Annotated in this window: 15 protein-coding genes; 8 read left to right on the forward strand and 7 right to left on the reverse strand. The window is 67.6% G+C overall.

Translation table 11 applies throughout. From position 1 onward, the window contains the following. Window positions 1-7: 7 nt before the first annotated feature. The 4 genes from ACI6GS_RS19220 to ACI6GS_RS19235 form a co-directional block, all read right to left on the reverse strand. The gene (locus ACI6GS_RS19220) at window positions 8-841 is read right to left on the reverse strand and encodes an urea amidolyase associated protein UAAP1 (protein ID WP_439815078.1); all 834 of its coding nucleotides are present in this window, start codon (window positions 839-841) and stop codon (window positions 8-10) included. Between the two features lie 152 nt (window positions 842-993). Next, entirely contained in the window at window positions 994-1,842 is an 849-nt protein-coding gene (locus ACI6GS_RS19225; protein WP_439815079.1) for an ABC transporter ATP-binding protein, read from the reverse strand. Window positions 1,843-1,894: 52 nt separating this feature from the next. Continuing rightward, window positions 1,895-2,713 (reverse strand): ABC transporter permease, encoded by an 819-nt coding sequence (locus ACI6GS_RS19230; RefSeq protein ID WP_439815080.1) that lies wholly within the window; start codon window positions 2,711-2,713, stop codon window positions 1,895-1,897. Between the two features lie 31 nt (window positions 2,714-2,744). Continuing rightward, entirely contained in the window at window positions 2,745-3,821 is a 1,077-nt protein-coding gene (locus ACI6GS_RS19235) for a putative urea ABC transporter substrate-binding protein (RefSeq protein WP_439815081.1), read from the reverse strand. 392 nt (window positions 3,822-4,213) lie between these two features. Here ACI6GS_RS19235 and ACI6GS_RS19240 point away from each other — a divergent pair, with 392 nt between their 5' ends. Further along, window positions 4,214-5,143: a LysR family transcriptional regulator gene (locus ACI6GS_RS19240; RefSeq protein ID WP_439815082.1), complete on the forward strand. Its 930-nt coding sequence runs from the start codon at window positions 4,214-4,216 to the stop codon at window positions 5,141-5,143. 193 nt (window positions 5,144-5,336) lie between these two features. On the opposite strand, the gene ACI6GS_RS19245 is transcribed toward ACI6GS_RS19240, so the two are convergent. After that, a complete protein-coding gene (locus tag ACI6GS_RS19245; RefSeq protein WP_439815083.1) occupies window positions 5,337-6,071 on the reverse strand; it encodes an aldolase in 735 nt (244 codons plus the stop codon). Between the two features lie 175 nt (window positions 6,072-6,246). Here ACI6GS_RS19245 and ACI6GS_RS19250 point away from each other — a divergent pair, with 175 nt between their 5' ends. Further along, window positions 6,247-7,122 carry a TauD/TfdA dioxygenase family protein gene (locus ACI6GS_RS19250; protein ID WP_439815084.1) on the forward strand — a complete coding sequence of 292 codons (876 nt, stop codon included), beginning with the start codon at window positions 6,247-6,249 and terminating at the stop codon, window positions 7,120-7,122. 192 nt (window positions 7,123-7,314) lie between these two features. On the opposite strand, the gene ACI6GS_RS19255 is transcribed toward ACI6GS_RS19250, so the two are convergent. Then, window positions 7,315-8,244, reverse strand: coding sequence for a 2-hydroxyacid dehydrogenase (locus ACI6GS_RS19255; RefSeq protein ID WP_439815085.1), 930 nt, complete (start codon window positions 8,242-8,244; stop codon window positions 7,315-7,317). Between the two features lie 331 nt (window positions 8,245-8,575). On the opposite strand from ACI6GS_RS19255, the gene ACI6GS_RS19260 reads away from it, so the two are divergent. The 5 genes from ACI6GS_RS19260 (at window position 8,576) to speB (ACI6GS_RS19280) (ending at window position 13,298) form a co-directional block, all read left to right on the forward strand. After that, the gene (locus ACI6GS_RS19260) at window positions 8,576-9,334 is read left to right on the forward strand and encodes an SDR family NAD(P)-dependent oxidoreductase (RefSeq protein WP_439815086.1); all 759 of its coding nucleotides are present in this window, start codon (window positions 8,576-8,578) and stop codon (window positions 9,332-9,334) included. Then, window positions 9,331-10,035 (forward strand): SDR family NAD(P)-dependent oxidoreductase, encoded by a 705-nt coding sequence (locus ACI6GS_RS19265; RefSeq protein WP_439815087.1) that lies wholly within the window; start codon window positions 9,331-9,333, stop codon window positions 10,033-10,035. Before ACI6GS_RS19260 ends, ACI6GS_RS19265 begins: the two co-directional genes overlap by 4 nt. Window positions 10,036-10,058: 23 nt before the next feature. Continuing rightward, window positions 10,059-10,832 (forward strand): creatininase, encoded by a 774-nt coding sequence (locus ACI6GS_RS19270; protein WP_439815088.1) that lies wholly within the window; start codon window positions 10,059-10,061, stop codon window positions 10,830-10,832. A gap of 111 nt (window positions 10,833-10,943) precedes the next feature. Next, window positions 10,944-12,173, forward strand: coding sequence for an aromatic ring-hydroxylating oxygenase subunit alpha (locus tag ACI6GS_RS19275; RefSeq protein ID WP_439815089.1), 1,230 nt, complete (start codon window positions 10,944-10,946; stop codon window positions 12,171-12,173). A 153-nt stretch (window positions 12,174-12,326) separates the two neighbouring features. Continuing rightward, window positions 12,327-13,298, forward strand: coding sequence for an agmatinase (speB, locus tag ACI6GS_RS19280; protein ID WP_439815090.1), 972 nt, complete (start codon window positions 12,327-12,329; stop codon window positions 13,296-13,298). A 165-nt stretch (window positions 13,299-13,463) separates the two neighbouring features. On the opposite strand, the gene ACI6GS_RS19285 is transcribed toward speB (ACI6GS_RS19280), so the two are convergent. Continuing rightward, the gene (locus ACI6GS_RS19285) at window positions 13,464-14,246 is read right to left on the reverse strand and encodes a lysophospholipid acyltransferase family protein (RefSeq protein WP_439815091.1); all 783 of its coding nucleotides are present in this window, start codon (window positions 14,244-14,246) and stop codon (window positions 13,464-13,466) included. Window positions 14,247-14,346: 100 nt separating this feature from the next. On the opposite strand from ACI6GS_RS19285, the gene speB (ACI6GS_RS19290) reads away from it, so the two are divergent. Beyond that, window positions 14,347-15,333: an agmatinase gene (gene speB / locus ACI6GS_RS19290; protein ID WP_439815092.1), complete on the forward strand. Its 987-nt coding sequence runs from the start codon at window positions 14,347-14,349 to the stop codon at window positions 15,331-15,333. The last annotated feature ends 133 nt before the right edge of the window (window positions 15,334-15,466 follow it).

Here is a 15,466-nt window from a genome sequence, read left to right on the forward strand (position 1 = left end):
GTCCCCTTCACTGCGCCGGCCGCGCCGCGGGCGCGGCGAACAGGGCGTCCGTATTCTCGAAACCGCGCACCGCCTCCTGCGTCGCGCTCCGGCAGATGTCGTCCTTCATCGCGGGCGGCGCCTGCCAGACGATGGCCTCCACCGGGCCCGGCCGCGTGTCGCTTCGCGGCGCCATCGGATGGGGTGTGTTCGAGACGCAGACCAGCAGGTTCATCTCCGCCCGCAGGTCGACGAAGTCGCCGGGCGCCACCTTGTCGTCGACCCAGGAGAAGGTGCCGTCCGCATCGGTGGCAATGCCGGCAAAGAAGGTGATGGCCGGCGGGATGTCGCGGCGACCCAGGCCATGCTTGCCGGCGGCCAGGACGAAGTTGGCCCGCGCATTGCGCCGTGGCTCCGGCCCGGCCTGTGCCTCCTCGGACAGGTAGGTGGAGCCGCCCATCAGCGTGTCGTGCGCCTGGCACGAATCTCCGATCACGGAGGCCATGACGCGGCCCATGTCCGAAAACAGGAGGCGCCCGGTGGACAGGATGGTCGTCCACTGGATCTTGATGCTGTCGGCGTGGGAGAATCGCTCGCTGGGGTCGTCGGCGTTCCAGAAGATCACCGAGACGCCCGGATTGCCCGCCGTGTTGGCCAGGCGCAGCGCCTCGCCCCGCTTCACCATGCGCGTCCAGTACCAGCCGCCGGGAATGGTCTCGCTGTGCAGGACCCGGGTCGGATCCAGCGGCAACTCGCGCGGCATGGCCGGCAAGGGCAGCGGAATGCCGCTGCCCTTGCCCTGCCCCGCCGCCTTCAGTTGGGCATAGCGCGCCTTCAGCGCCTCGACATCGTACTCGTCCATGCTCAAAGACCCGTTTTCTTCTGTCTGCTTCTTAGTCCATCAGAACCGCTCATCCCCGCGAAAGCGGAGATCCAGGGCCACCAGTGCTGTCCTCTGTGACCGGATTGCCGCCTTCGCGGGGATGAGCGGGGATGCTGGTACGCCTTGCGCCCTCAGACCGCGCCGTGGGCGCCGGCCAGGAATGGCGGGGCGGCGACGCGCAGCGCCGTCGCAGCGGCTGCGGCCAGGAGCGTGGGTTCCGGCGTGGCAACGGGCGGCGCGGCCACCCGATTGCCGCGCTTGTCGGGCCACACCGCCAGGTCGCGGGTGATCGTGGCGCCATAGCGCTCACGCTCCTCCGGCCGGTCGCGCGGCCGCTCGAAGGCGATGACGCGCGTGGCCAGGCGGAATGCCTCGCTCAGGTCGTGCGTCACCATCACGACGGTCAGGCCGTGCTCGGCCCAGATGCCGGCCAGCAGCGCCTGCATGTCGCCGCGGATGCCAGGGTCCAGCGCTCCGAACGGCTCGTCCAGCAGCAGCACCTTGGGGCGGCGGATCAGCGCCTGCGCCAAGGCCAGGCGCTGCTGCATGCCGCCGGACAGTTCGGCAGGGTACTTGGTGAGGGCATGGCCCAGGCCCACCTGCTCCAGCATCGCCGCCGATTCTTCGCGCGCGCGGCGCCGCGCGCTGCCGAACAGCTTGCCCAGGAGGGGGGCGGTGCGCATCTCGATCCCCAGCATCACGTTCTCGAGCGCCCGCAGGTGGGGAAAGACCGAATAGCGCTGGAAGACCACGCCCCGGTCCGGGCCCGGTTCCGGGCTGAGGGCGGTGCCGTCGATCAGGATGCGGCCGGTGGTCGGCACCTCCATCCCCAGCAGCATGCGCAGGAACGTCGTCTTGCCACAGCCGGACGGACCGACCAGGGCGACGAAGGCGCCCGTCTCGATCTCCATCTGGATGCGCTCCAGGACGACGACGCCCGCATATTCCTTCCACACGTTCTCGACGCCGATCGCACTCATTCGCGCGTCTCCCTGGCCGGGGATTCCCCGGCCTTCGCTGTCTTGCCGAACATCATTGGGCGCGGGCCGCCGCGAACCACGGGAACAGCCGACCCTGGAGGACCTTCAGCAACCAGTCCATGGTAAAGGCCAGGATGGTGATCCACGCGACATAGGGCAGGATCACATCCATCGCGAGATAGCGCCGCACCAGGAAGATGCGGAAGCCAAGACCAGACTCCGAAGCAATCGCCTCGGCCGCGATCAGGAACAGCCAGGCCGCCCCCAGGGACAGGCGCACCGCGTCGATCAGGCGGGGCAGGACCTGGGGAAGGACCACACGCAGCACGATCTGCCACGTGGAGCCGCCCAGCGTCTGGGCCTTGATCAGTTGTTCGACGGGCAGTTCCTGGACCCGCATGGCGACGTCGCGGATCAGGAACGGGGCGACGCCGATCACGATCAGGACGACCTTCGCCACCTCGCCCAGCCCGAACATGATGAAGAGGATGGGCAGCAGGGCGAGCGGCGGCACCGTCGCCAGCACCGCCATGAACGGCCCCAGCAGGGCCCGCATGTGGGGCAGCAGGCCGATCGTTACCCCCAGCACCACAGCGCTGAGGGTTGAGATCGCGAGGCTGCCCAGCAGGCGGGCCAGACTGGCCAGTGTATCAACCCACAGGATCAGATCGCCTGTGCGCGGATCCTCCACCACCGCATAGCGCACGATCGCATCCCAGATCGTGCCGAACCCCGGCAGGACCTTGTCAGCCGGGTTCTCGGCCAACCGCATGCCCGAGGCGACGGCATAGGCCAGGACCACCGCCGCAAAGGGCAGGATAGTCAGCAGTGCCGCCGAAGCAGGGGTGGGCCGCCGGTTGATCAGGCGCATGGGGGGACCGCGGTACTGCCGGCCACGACGCTCAGAGCTTCCCCTCCGCCGCCATCACCGTGTAGGTGGGGTCGAAGCGCAGCTTCACGTTGTTTGCATCGCCCAGGATCTTGCCGTCGGGCAGTTGGATACCGACCGCGTCGGGGGAACTCGCCCCTTCGCCCAGCAGATTGTGCTGGAACAGGAACTGGCGCTGCAGGTCCATGTACTTGCCCACATCCGCGCTGGTCGCGAAGGCAGCCGCCTCCTTGGGCGTGTAGAACATGAACGTGGTCGCCAGCTGCGCGTCGTAGCCGGCCAGGTCCGTGCCCGACATCTTGGCCATCTCAGTCCGCGCGGCAATCGCCTCGGGGCTATCGCCCTGCATCTGTGCCAGGATCTCGAACCAGGCGCCAGTCAGTGCCTTGGCCAGGGCCGGGTTGTCCTTCAGCGTCTGGGTGTGGCCGATCGCCATGTCGATGATCTCGCCCGGGATCTTCGAGCTGTCATAGACAAGCGTCGCGTTGCCGCCGGCCAGGATCGTGGCGCTCATCGGATTCCAGGTCACCATCGCCTCGACATCCGGCGTGCCCCAGGCGGCAATGGCGTCGGCGTCGGAGGTGTTCACGACCGTCACGTCACGCTCTGTCAGGCCAGCGCTTTCAAGCGCACGAGCCAGCAGGTAGTGCGAGACGGAGAACTGGACCAGATTGATGCGCTTGCCCTTCAGGTCGGCGGGCGTCGAGCCCGACTTCATCAGGATCGTGTCGTTGCCGTTCGAATAGTCGCCCAGCAGGAAGGCCGTCGTGTCGACGCCACCGGCAGCCGGGATCGACAGCGCGTCCTGGCTGGCCACCAGCATCACGTCGAGCGAGCCGGCCGTGAACTGGTTCACGCCTTCGATATAGTCGTTGAACTGCACCATCTCGATCTTGATGCCGTACTTCTCGGCCCAGCGCGGGATGATCCCGTGCATGTCCGCATAGGGCCAGGGCATCCACCCCGCATAGATCGACCAGCCCACCCGGAAGGTCGTCTTCTGCTCGGCCTGGGCCGGCATGGCCAGGACCGAGACCAGCAGCCCGACTGCCAGGGTCAGCTTGGCGGTAATCGATAGAAGCCGTCTCATGGACCACCCTGTGTTGCGCCGCACGCCTGCGGCTGGTCCGACCCGACGCCCCCCGCGGCGGATCGCTGGCGTCCAACGGTGCAACAAGCATGCCATGCCGGTTGGACCGTTGTCGGGGGGCGGTGCGCCGACCGGAAAGCGGACCAGGCCGCCCACCTGCGGGTCGCGCGGCGCCAACTGCCCAAAAATCCGGCAGGCGCTTGCTCAATGCTGCAGCAGCGAAATGACAATGCCCCGTTTTGAGGCAGCTCAAAGCCAAGCTGGCCGCGCTCAAAGCCAGGAAGAGGCCACTCCGCGAAACTGGCCCGGCCCTTGCTTTGACGTTTCAGCCCGCACATGGCCGGCGGCAGCCCCCGCCCCGGCACCAACCTGCGGCTGAAAGGAGCATTGGGATGAGGGTCGACAATATCGACCTGCGCCTGTTGCGGGTGTTTCACACCCTGGCCCAGACAGGCGGCTTCTCGGGCGCGCAGGCCGAGCTTGGCCTGAGCGTCTCGACGCTCAGCATCCACCTGTCCAATCTGGAACAGCGGCTGGGCGTCACCTTGTGCGAACGCGGACGCGGCGGCTTCCGCCTGACCGACAAGGGAGAGCGCGTCCTGGCCAGCACGGAGAAGCTGCTGCACGCGCTTGAGGACTTCCGGATCGAAACCGCCGCCCTGCGCGGCCGCCTGATCGGCGAACTGGCGATCGGCATCGTGGACAATACGGTGACCGACGATCGCTCGCCCATCCGGGCCGCGATCCGGCGCTTCGCCTCGCGCGACAGCGACGTGCACGTGCGGTTGGCGGTCGACCGGCCCGCCGGCCTGAACCACGCGCTGCTGGATGGGCGCATCAACCTGGCGGTGGCGATCTTTCCGCACCAGGTTTCGGGCGTCACCTACACGCCGCTCTACAGCGAGACGAACCTGCTCTACTGCGCGCGGGGCAACCCGCTGTTCGGGATCAACGATCCCGAGGCCGAGGCCGAGCAGATCACCCGCTCCAACTACGCGGCACGGGCCTACCAGCTGGACCGCGACCTGGCCGCTGTCGGTGAGGCGGTGCACCGCGCCAGCGTCGAGAACATGGAGGCGCTGGCCCACCTGCTGCTGTCGGGCGCGTTCATCGGCTTCCTGCCGGAGCACTATGCCCAGCATTGGGTCGAGGAAGGGGTGATGCGCCCGATCCGGCCCGACCGCTACCGCTTCAACTCGGTGATCGAACTGGCCACGCCGACGGCTGGCAAGGCCAACCCGATCGTGGAGACATTCTGCGCCGACCTGCGCGCCGAGAACGGCCGCATGGCCCAGCACCCCGCCCCAGCCCAACTGCAGTAGGCTGGGGGGTGGTGTCGATGTCGTGAACAACCCGCTCATTCCCGCGAAGGCGGAGATCCAGGGGCCGCAAGTACAGCGCCGGTTGCTCTGGATCCCCGTCATCCCACCCCAAGCACAAAGTGCTTGGGGATCCCGGTTCGCGGGGATGAGCGGGTGAGATTGGGAATACACCCCAAGCTCCCCCGCCCCTGCCTCAATGGCGGTAGTCGGGCTCTTCCCGCGTCAGGACACGTTCCATGGCGGCGAAGTAGCGGTTCGCCTCCTCGGTCTGCGACTTCATCATCTGCTGGTAGGTGTGATGCGCCGTCTGGCCGTCCACATCCTGCAGCGGCTGGCCCATGGACGCGGCGAGGACCTGGTTCTGGCAGGCCCGCTCCAGGTAGTAGAGATCCTGCCACGCTTCCTGCACCGACTTGCCGCACACGATCACGCCGTGGTGCTTCATGAAGACGATATCGCCCGACTTCAGGGCGGCCCCGATGCGCTGGCCTTCGCTGCTGTCCAGCGCCAGGCCGCCATAGACCTCGTCATAGGCGACGCGCTTCAGGAAGCGGAGCGCGTTCTGCCCGACCATGCGCAGGCGCTGGTCCTCGAGCGAGGTCAGCGCCGTGGCATAGGGCATGTGGGTGTGCAGGATGCACTGCGCCTCCGGCTTGGCGCGGTGGCCCTCGACATGGATGTAGAAGGCTGTCGCCTCGACCTCGCCGTCGCCTTCCAGCGTGCGGCCCTGGCCATCGCACAGGACCAGGTTGCTGGCCGTGATCTCGGACCAGTGCAGGCCCATGGGATTGATGAGGTAGACGTCGTCGGCGCTGGCCAGGCGAACGCTGAAATGGTTGCACACGCCCTCGTGCAGCCCGTGGCGGACGGCCAGGCGGAAGCAGGCGGCCAAGAGGCGCCGCTGCTCGGCGATTTCGGTGCGATCCATGGACAAGGGCTCCGGAAGACGGCTGCTCACCACTAGACCGCAGCCGGCGCCCCTTTGTCATGGTCGACGCGTTTCCAAGTCGTCAAACGACGCTTTGCGCGAATGCACCTGAACGGCACTCATGAAACACCGCATCATCATGGGCAATCCCGCTCAACGGCGCATGGAGCGTCTCATGGTCCAGCCCGCTTCCTTCCAGCACATCCAGACGCGCCCCATCCACGACAGTTTCGGCGTGGAGATCACCAATCTGGGCAGCGACGGCAATTACGACGAGGCGACCTGGGCCGAGATCCGCCAGGCCCTGTTCCAGCATCGCGCGATCCTGCTGCGCAACCAGCCGAACGATCCCGACCGGATGGTCGCCTGGAGCCGGCGCTTCGGCATCGCGGAACACCACATTGACGCCAAGGCGCGCCACGACACGCACCCCGAGATCATCGTGATCGGCAACCTGTGGGTCGACGGGGTGCTGAAGTCGCTCTTCGTGAACGCCAAGGAGGAATGGCACTTCGACTATTCCTACGCGGCGCAGCCCTCGCTCGGCTCCCTGTTCTACGCGGTTGAGGTGCCACCTTCGGGCGGCGACACGCTGTTCGCCGATTCGACCCAGGCCTATGACGACCTGGACGCCGCGACCCGGGCGCGACTGGAGGGCCTGGTCGCGGTCCATTCGTGGGAGCAGCTTCACGAGCACCTGATGCGCATGGACCCCACGCGCAAGCCGTTGAGTGCCGAGGCGCTGGCCAAGTACCCGCCCGTGCGCCACCCGCTGGTCTTCACCAATCCCCAGACGGGGCGCAAGTCGCTCTGGCTGTGCCACGAGGACACGCTGGAGGTCGAGGGCCTGGGTGCCGAGGCCGGGCGCCAGCTGGTCTGGGACCTCACCCAGCACGTCACCAGCCCACGCTATGTCTATCGCCATCGCTGGCAGCCGGGCGACCTGCTGCTCTATGACAACCGCGCCCTGATGCACACGGCGACCGTCTTCGACTTCGAGCGTCACCGCCGCATCATGTACCGCACCACCATCCTCCAGGACGCTGCCTGAGGGCCCTGCAGCGCGCATCTCGCGGCGGCTGGGTAGACAAAAGCATCCTTCGAGACGGGCCTGCGGCCCTCCTCAGGATGACGACCGTTGGGAATTACGCATTCAAAACAACGGTGTCATGCTGAGGAGCGGCCCGAAGGGGCGCGCTCGAAGCATCCGGTGCGACGGCATCGCTGAACTGGAGCTGCCCCCTCAATACCCCCGCGCGAGGTCGACCTGGTTGCGGAGCGTCTGGCCGGCCAGGGCGCGGTCATAGTTCTCCAGCACGGCGACGCAGGCGCTCTCTGGATCGATATTGCCCGCGATGTGCGGCGTGATCGTGATCTCTGGCACAGTGAACAGCGGAGAGTCGCTGTTGAGCGGCTCCGACTTGGTCACGTCCAGCGTGGCGCCCGCAATGTGGCCCGACTTCACCAGGGCGACCAGGTCGGGCTCGACCAGGTGGCCGCCGCGACCGATGTTCACGACATAGGCCCCTTTGGGCAGCTTGCCCAGGGTCGTCGCGTTCAGGATGTCGGCCGTCTGCGGCGTCAGCGGCAGGATGTTGAGCAGCAGCTTCGAGCGCGACAGGAACGTGTCGAGTTCCGCATCGCCGACATAGGATTCGACCCCCGGAATGGTCTTGGGACTGGTCGCCCAGCCGATCACCGGCAGGCCCAGCTTGACCAGCGTATCGGCCATGGCCGTGCCCAGGACGCCCAGGCCCATGACGCCCACCGTGAACTCGCGCCGGAAGCGGGCGAAGCGGAACTCCCACTTGGCCTCGCGCGTCTCACGCTCGAACCGGTCGAACTCGCGGAAATGGCGATAGACCGAGCCGATCGCGTAGTCGACCATCGTCTCGGTCAGGCTTTCCTCGATCAGGCGGGCCAGCGGCACGCCCTTGGGCAGTTCGGCCAGGTTCAGCTGGTTGACGCCGGCGCCCAGTGACTGCAGCCCCTTCAGGTTGGGATAGATGCCAAGGCCACTCGGCGGTGGCCGCCAAACCAGGCCGAAGACAATCCTGTCCGGATCCTTGACCTCGCTCCACTCGACCAGTTCGACATCGCTGCGACGCCGGGCGATGGCCTCCTTCCAAATCGGCCCGTCGCCGAAATCGCTCGAAAAGACGATCTGGTTCATGCCCCTCTGACTCCCCTGATGCGCGCTCGCAGGCGGCCGTGCCGCGGCGCACAACGAGGGTGCGGCGCCCCGCCTTGGCATGCAAGGCCGGGTGCCGCCGGCATCGGCCAAAGGGGCATCCAGCACTTGCCGAAGATTCAAACAAGCCTTTGACCGGGCCTGTCCGCAACCCCGATCCGCCACCCTGGCGCACCGGATATTCATGCCCTTTCAATGCCTTGATCATTGCTGGCGTATTCAGCCCGGCATTGCGCCCAGCCGGTTGACGGGATTGGCCAGCGGTCCCGATCATCGGTACGGTCGCGGCCCCGAGAGGTCGACTGGTCAGGCGATGAGCGTTCCCGATCTGCGCACGAAAGTGGTCCTGGTGACCGGCGCCAGCCGCGGCATCGGCCTGGGCATCGCGCGCGCCTTCGCCGCTGCCGGGGCAGAGGTCCACCTGATGGCCGAGGGGGCAGAGGTGGTCGAGGCTGCCGCCGGGATCGGCGCCCGGGGCCATATTGCCGACATCACGGACAAGTCCCAGGTTGCGGAGGGTCTGGCCCGCATCCCGCGCATCGACGTGCTGGTCAACAATGCGGGGCTGGAGCGCCTGACCCCGCTCGACGATGCCAGCGACGAGAACGCCGCCGTCTTCCGCCGCATCATCGAGATCAACCTGCTGGGGACGTTCCTGGTGACGCGGGCGGCCCTGCCGCTGATCTCCGATGGCGGGCGGATCATCAACACCGCCTCGATCTGGGGCCGCGTGGCCGAGCCGCTGTTCGGGGCGTATGTCGCGTCAAAGCATGGGGTGATCGGCCTGACCAAGACCTGGGCCCGGGAACTGGGTCCGCGCCGCATCAACGTGAATGCCGTCTGCCCTGGCTGGGTCCGCACCGTCGCGTCCATGCGCTCGCTGCGCGAGATGGCGGCGCGCGACGGGGTGGACGAACAGGCCGTGCTGGACGGGATCGTTGGCGCCCAGGCGCTGCCCGGCCTGATGGAGCCGGACGACATTGCCGGGCCATACCTGTTCCTGGCTTCCGACCTGGCGATCAACGTGACGGGTCAGGCGCTGGGCGTCGACCGGGGGGAGGTGCCGTGGTGAGCGCAACGCAAAGGGTGCTGGTCACCGGGGCCGCCAGCGGTATCGGCGCCGCAACCCTTGCCGCGTTCCAGGCGGCGGGCGCCACCGTCGCCGGCCTTGACCTGCGCCAGCCCAAGGATGCCGCCTGCGGCACCTGGGTCCTGGCGGATGTAACCGACGAGAAGGCGGTGATCGCCGCCGTGAGCGCGGCGGCCCTGGCCCTGGGCGGCCTCGACGTCGTCGTCAACTGCGCCGGCATCCAGGTCGATTCCGACCTGGCGGAACAGGACCTCGACGTCTTTGACCGCATGATGGCGGTCAATGTGCGCGGCCTGGTGGCCGTGACCAAGGCAGCCCTCCCCCACCTGAAGCCGGGGGCGCGCATCATCAACCTGGCCTCGGAACTGGCCTATTTGGGACGGGCCGGCTCGTCCGCCTATTGCGCGACAAAGGGGGCGATCCTCTCCCTCACCCGGTCCTGGGCCCGCGAACTGGCGCCGCACATCCTGGTCAATGCGGTCGCCCCGGGCCCGATCGACACGCCACTGCTCAACTTCCATGCGCTGAAGCCCGAGGTGCAGAAGCTGGAAGTGGGCAATCCGCTGGGCCGCATCGGGCAGCCGGCGGAAGTGGCCGCCGCCATCCTGTTCCTGGCCTCTCCCGGGGCCAGCTTCATCACCGGTCATTGCCTGGGCGTCGATGGCGGCGCGGCGATGATCTGAACCCTTACGCAGAAGGAATCCGCATGGTCGACAGCGTCCAGATCGGTGAACTGAGCTGGCCCGAGTTCGAGGCCAAGGTGGGCGCCGGCGCCCCCGTCTTCCTGCCGCTGGGCACGACGGAACAGCACGGGCCCCATCTGCCTTTGGCCACCGACGTGATCCTGCCCAGCGCGGTGGCCGCGGCCGTCGCGAAGGAGGTGGGCGGCTTGGTGGCACCGGCCCTGGTCTATGGCTACAAGTCGATGCCCCGCTGCGGTGGCGGCGAGCACTTCCCCGGCACGACGAGCGTGGAGGCGCACACCTTCACCCTGACCGTGCGGGACGTGATCCTGAACCTGGGCCTGCACGGCGTACGCAAGCTCGTCATCGTCAACGGCCATTTCGAGAATTCGTGGCCGGCCATAGAGGGGCTGGACCTCGCCCGCCGCGAGCTGCGGCACGAGGGGATCAAGGATTTCGAGGCGATCCGCCTCGACTACTGGGACTTCATCACCAAGGAGACCATCGCCACCCTGTTCCCGGACGGCTATCCCGGTTCGGACCTGGAACATGCCAGCCTGATGGAAACTTCCCTCATGCTTGCCGTGCGGCCCGACCTGGTGGACATGTCCAAGGTGCCGAGCGACGGCCCGGCAAAGTTCCCGACCTATGACCGCTGGCCCCTGCGCCCCGGCCTGGTGCCGCCGTCCGGCGTTCTCAACGACGCGCGCGGGGCCAAGCCCGAGTTCGGCAAGCTCCTGCTCAACGATCACGTCACGCTGATCGCCGCCGCCGTCCGCAAGGAGTTCGCGCTTTAGGTCGGCTCCATTCCCCTCCCACCTACGTCCCCCGGTTTATCCGGGGGACGTAGGTGGGAGGGGGACGCAACACTCCCGAAACCGCCCTCGCCTCAACAGGGAGCAACGCCCATGCAGCCGCAAGCCCTGGTGCCCACCGCCGCCCGGCGCGCCTTCCGACCGCCCCAGGCGGTCTGGCAGGACATCGCGGAGATCGCAGGCCGGCCGCTGTCGCGCGCCACGACCCTGCCACGGGAGGCCTACCTGGACGACGCCTTCTTCGAGGAGGAGGCCGACGCCGTCCTGCGCAGCGACTGGCTGTCGGTCGCTCATGTCTCCCAGATCCCGGACAAGGGCAGCTACGTCGCCCTCGACTTGCTGGGCGAACCACTGGTCGCCATCCGCGGCGACGACGGGCAGGTCCGCGTCCTGTCCCGCGTCTGCCCCCACCGGGCGATGGACATCCTGCCCGATGGCTTCGCCTATGCGCGGGAAGGCCGCCTGAACCACCTGGTCTGCCCCTATCACCGCTGGTCCTTTGCCAGCGACGGCAGCCTGAAGGGCTGCGCCGAGATGCAGCGGGCGGAGGGCTTCGACAAGGCCGACTGGCGCCTGGCGGAGGTCCGCTCCGCCATCTGGCAGGGCTTCGTCTTCGTCAACCTGTCCGGCACCGCCCCGCCGCTTGAGGAGCAGTATGCCGAGTTCGGCCGCCGCATCGCGCCCTGGAACTGCGCAGAGCTGAAGGTCGCCATCGCCCTTGAATGGGACTGTCCCTTCAACTGGAAGGTGATGGTCGAGAACTGGATCGAGTCCTATCACCACCTGGGCATCCATCACCGCACGCTGAACACGATGATGCCGGCGCAACTGACCTGGACCGAGCCGGAGCATCCCCACCTGATCCATTGTCATCTGCCGTTCAAGCCGGAGGTGGCGGCCCAGGCCCGCGCCGGCCAGCTGCCACCCGGGTTCGCGGCCCTGAAGGGTCTGCCCGATGCGGCGCAGGTTGAATGGGGCCTGTTCGTGGGCCAGCCCTGCTTCATGTTCCTGACCATGGCCGACCGAGTGCTATGGTACCGGCTGCAACCAGTCTCGGCGGAGCGCTGCCGCCTGCTGACCACGACGCTGATCTCGGCCGAGGCGTTCGAGGCCGAAGGCTTTGCCGAGACGCTGGCCGCCGAGACGAAGATGCTGAGCGATTTTCATCTTGAGGACATGGAGGTGAACACCGCCGTGCAGCACGGCCTGCGCTCCGCCCATGTCGTGCGCGGCCGGCTCAGCCATCTGGAGGAGCCGGTCTGGCACATCCAGCGCCACTTGGCACGCCGCCACCAGGCCCACGCGGCAGTGCCCGTATCCTGAGGCCCGCATTGGGCACGTTCGTTCGCCTCCCCTACCCGCTCATTCCCGCGAAAGCGGGAATCCAGGGCCACCAGCGCTGCGCTGTGGCTCCTGCACCCCCGCTTTCGCGGGGGTGATCGGGCTGACAGGACAACCTCCGAGGACAGGTTCCAGATGAGTATCAAGGGCAACCCCCAGCCAGTCGACGCCGCCGTCGTGCCCCGCTTTGCGGGCCACGCCACGTTCATGCGCCTGCCCGCGTTCGAGACGGCAGAGGGGCTGGACATCGCGCTTTGCGGCGTGCCCTGGGACGGCGGCACGACCAACCGGGCCGGCGCCCGGCACGGCCCGCGAGAGATCCGCAACCAGTCCAGCCTGATGCGCCGCGTGCACCATGTCTCGCGCATCGGCCCCTATGACCTGGCGCGCGTCGGCGACGTGGGCGATGCGCCCGTCAACCCGATCGACCTGCTGGACGCGCTGGGCAAGATCGAGGGCTTTTTCGGGGAGATCCGCGCCGCAGGGGCGATCCCCATCGCGGCGGGCGGCGACCACCTGACCACGCTGCCGATCCTGCGTGCCCTGGCCAAGGACCGGCCGGTCGCCATGATCCATTTCGACGCCCATTCCGACACCAACGACCGCTATTTCGGCGACAATCCCTATACCCACGGCACGCCGTTCCGTCGCGCGATCGAGGAAGACCTGCTGGTTGGCTCCAAGGTCGTGCAGATTGGCATCCGCGGTTCCGTCTACGATCCGTCCGACCTCGACTTCGCGACCGCCAACGGCCTGCGCGTGATCCATATGGAGGAGTTCACCCAGCGCGGGCCCGCCGACGTGATCGCGGAGGCGCGCGCCATCGTGGGCGACATGCCGACCTACATCACCTTCGACGTCGATTGCCTGGACCCGGTCTATGCCCCCGGCACCGGCACGCCCGAGATCGGCGGCATCACCACCGTCGAGGCACAGGCCATGGTCCGCGGGCTGCAGGGCCTCAACGTGATCGGCGCCGACGTGGTCGAGGTGGCACCCCCCTTCGACCTGGGCGGCATGACGGCCCTGGTGGGTGCGACCATGATGTTCGAGCTTCTCTGCATCACCGCCGACAGCTTCGCCAGCCAGCGCGCCCGCACGGTCTGAGGATCGGATCGGTCTGTGCTCGTGATGAACCGCGGGATCTCGCCCCCACCCAACCCTCCCTCATGCTGCGCACGGGGGAGGGCTTCTGGGGCGCACCCGGACTCCCTCCCCAGTCGCTTGCGATGGGGGAGGGCTGGGGTGGGGGCCATGTCCTGCCCTCTCGGTTCAGCGCGGATTGACGATGCCGTGGGCGGCGTCGGCAGCGCAGAGGGCCGCCGTCTCGGCCTCGATCCGCTCCTCCAGCAGGGCCATGAACTCGGCCCGCTCCAGGCCAGGCGCAATCGGCTCCAGGAAGGCGACCGTTGCCGGTCCCGGCGTTTTCAGCATGGCCCGGCGCGGCCAGCGCAGGCCGATCGAGGTTGCGACCGGCACCACGGGAATGTTGAGCGCGCTGTACAGGTGCCAGATGCCGGTGCGGTAGCGCCCGCGCGCGCCGACACTCATCAGCTCCCCCTCAGGATAGATCAGCACCCGCAGGTTCCGGCTGACCGCCGCCGCGCCGCCGGTCGCCAGCGTCTGGCGTGCATTCTCGCCGCCGCAGGTATCGACCAGGACGAAGCCCAGCTTCTTCATGACCGGCCCGACCAGCGGATAGTGCTGCAACTCCTGCATGGCAACGGCACTCAGCCGTTCCAGCTTCGCCACCATCAGCATGCCGTCGCACCAGCTCTGGTGCTTGGAGGCGATGATGCAGGGCCCCTGCTCCGGCACGTGCTCAACGCCCTGGTAGCGGACGTCGATCCCGGCCAGCAGGCGCAGGATCACCCGCACATAGCCGCCCCAGGCCTTGATCATGGCCCGCAGTACCCGGTCTCCAGGCAGCAGGAGCAATGGCAGCGCGGCCAGCAGCACCACGGCGTAGGATGTCCACAACGCCGTGACGAAGGCGATCGACCGCACGCGGATGGCCAGCGTGGGGAAGGGTCGATCGACGCTCTGGACGCTCATGCCGTTCCTTTCAGGCAGTTGCACAACCTGGGGATGATCGCACCACGATTGAGGCCGCTCCAAGGCGGACCTGTGACCGAATTCCAGATGGAGTACAGCAATGTCGCATGGCTATGAAGCGGGCCGGCTGAACCTGCCCTTTGTTGGCATATCCAGCTTTGGCAAGTATCCGATCCAGCTCGACTGGGACAAGATCGACGCCGATGTGGCGGTTCTGGGGGCGCCGTTCGACTTCGGCACGCAATGGCGCGCCGGTGCCCGGTTCGGACCGCGCTCGATCCGCGAGGCATCGACGCTGTTCTCGTTCGGCCATGCCGGGGCCTATGACCACGAGGACGACGTCACCTACCTGCCCGCCGAGAAGGCGCGCATCGTTGATATCGGCGACGCCGACATCGTCCACACCAACACGGAAAAGAGCCACGCCAACATCGCCTATGGCGTGCGCAAGATCCTCCAGGCCGGGGCCATCCCGGTCGTGCTGGGCGGCGATCATTCGATCAACATCCCCTGCATCGAGGCATTCGCGGACCAGGGCGACTTCCACCTGGTCCAGATCGACGCGCATCTCGACTTCGTGGACGAGCGTCACGGCGTGCGCTGCGGCCATGGCAACCCGATGCGGCGCGCGGCCGAGAAGCCCTATGTGACGGGCTTATCGCAGATCGGCATCCGCAACGTCTCCTCGACCGCGCGCGAGGGGTACGAGGATGCCAGGCGCATGGGATCGGACATCCTTTCAGTGCGCCAGTTCCGCAAGCTGGGGGTGGAGAACGTCCTGGCCCGCATCCCGGACGGCAAGCGCTACTACCTCACGATCGACATCGACGGCTTCGACCCGTCGATCGCACCCGGCACCGGCACGCCCAGCCATGGCGGGTTCCTCTATTACGAGATCCTGGAACTGCTCGACGGCATCACGAAGAAGGGTCCGGTGATCGGCATGGACTTGGTGGAGGTGGCGCCGGACTACGACCATTCCGGCATGACCGCCATCCTGGCAGCGCAGATCCTGCTCAACACGATCGGCCGTATCCTGCACCGCCGCGCCGAGGTGCCCCAGACGGAACAACGCGCCGCGGAATAGCGCCGGGTTCGCCGGCAGTTTGAACGTCGAGTGAGCATGCCGGCAGAACTAAGCGCAGCAGATCCCCTTCCTCCCTCGCGGGGGAAGGTCGGGATGGGGGGGCCTCGGGGCAGGCTCCTGGATTGCGGACCGG

This window comes from Zavarzinia sp. CC-PAN008 (assembly GCF_051903925.1).
Classification (GTDB): Bacteria; Pseudomonadota; Alphaproteobacteria; order Zavarziniales; family Zavarziniaceae.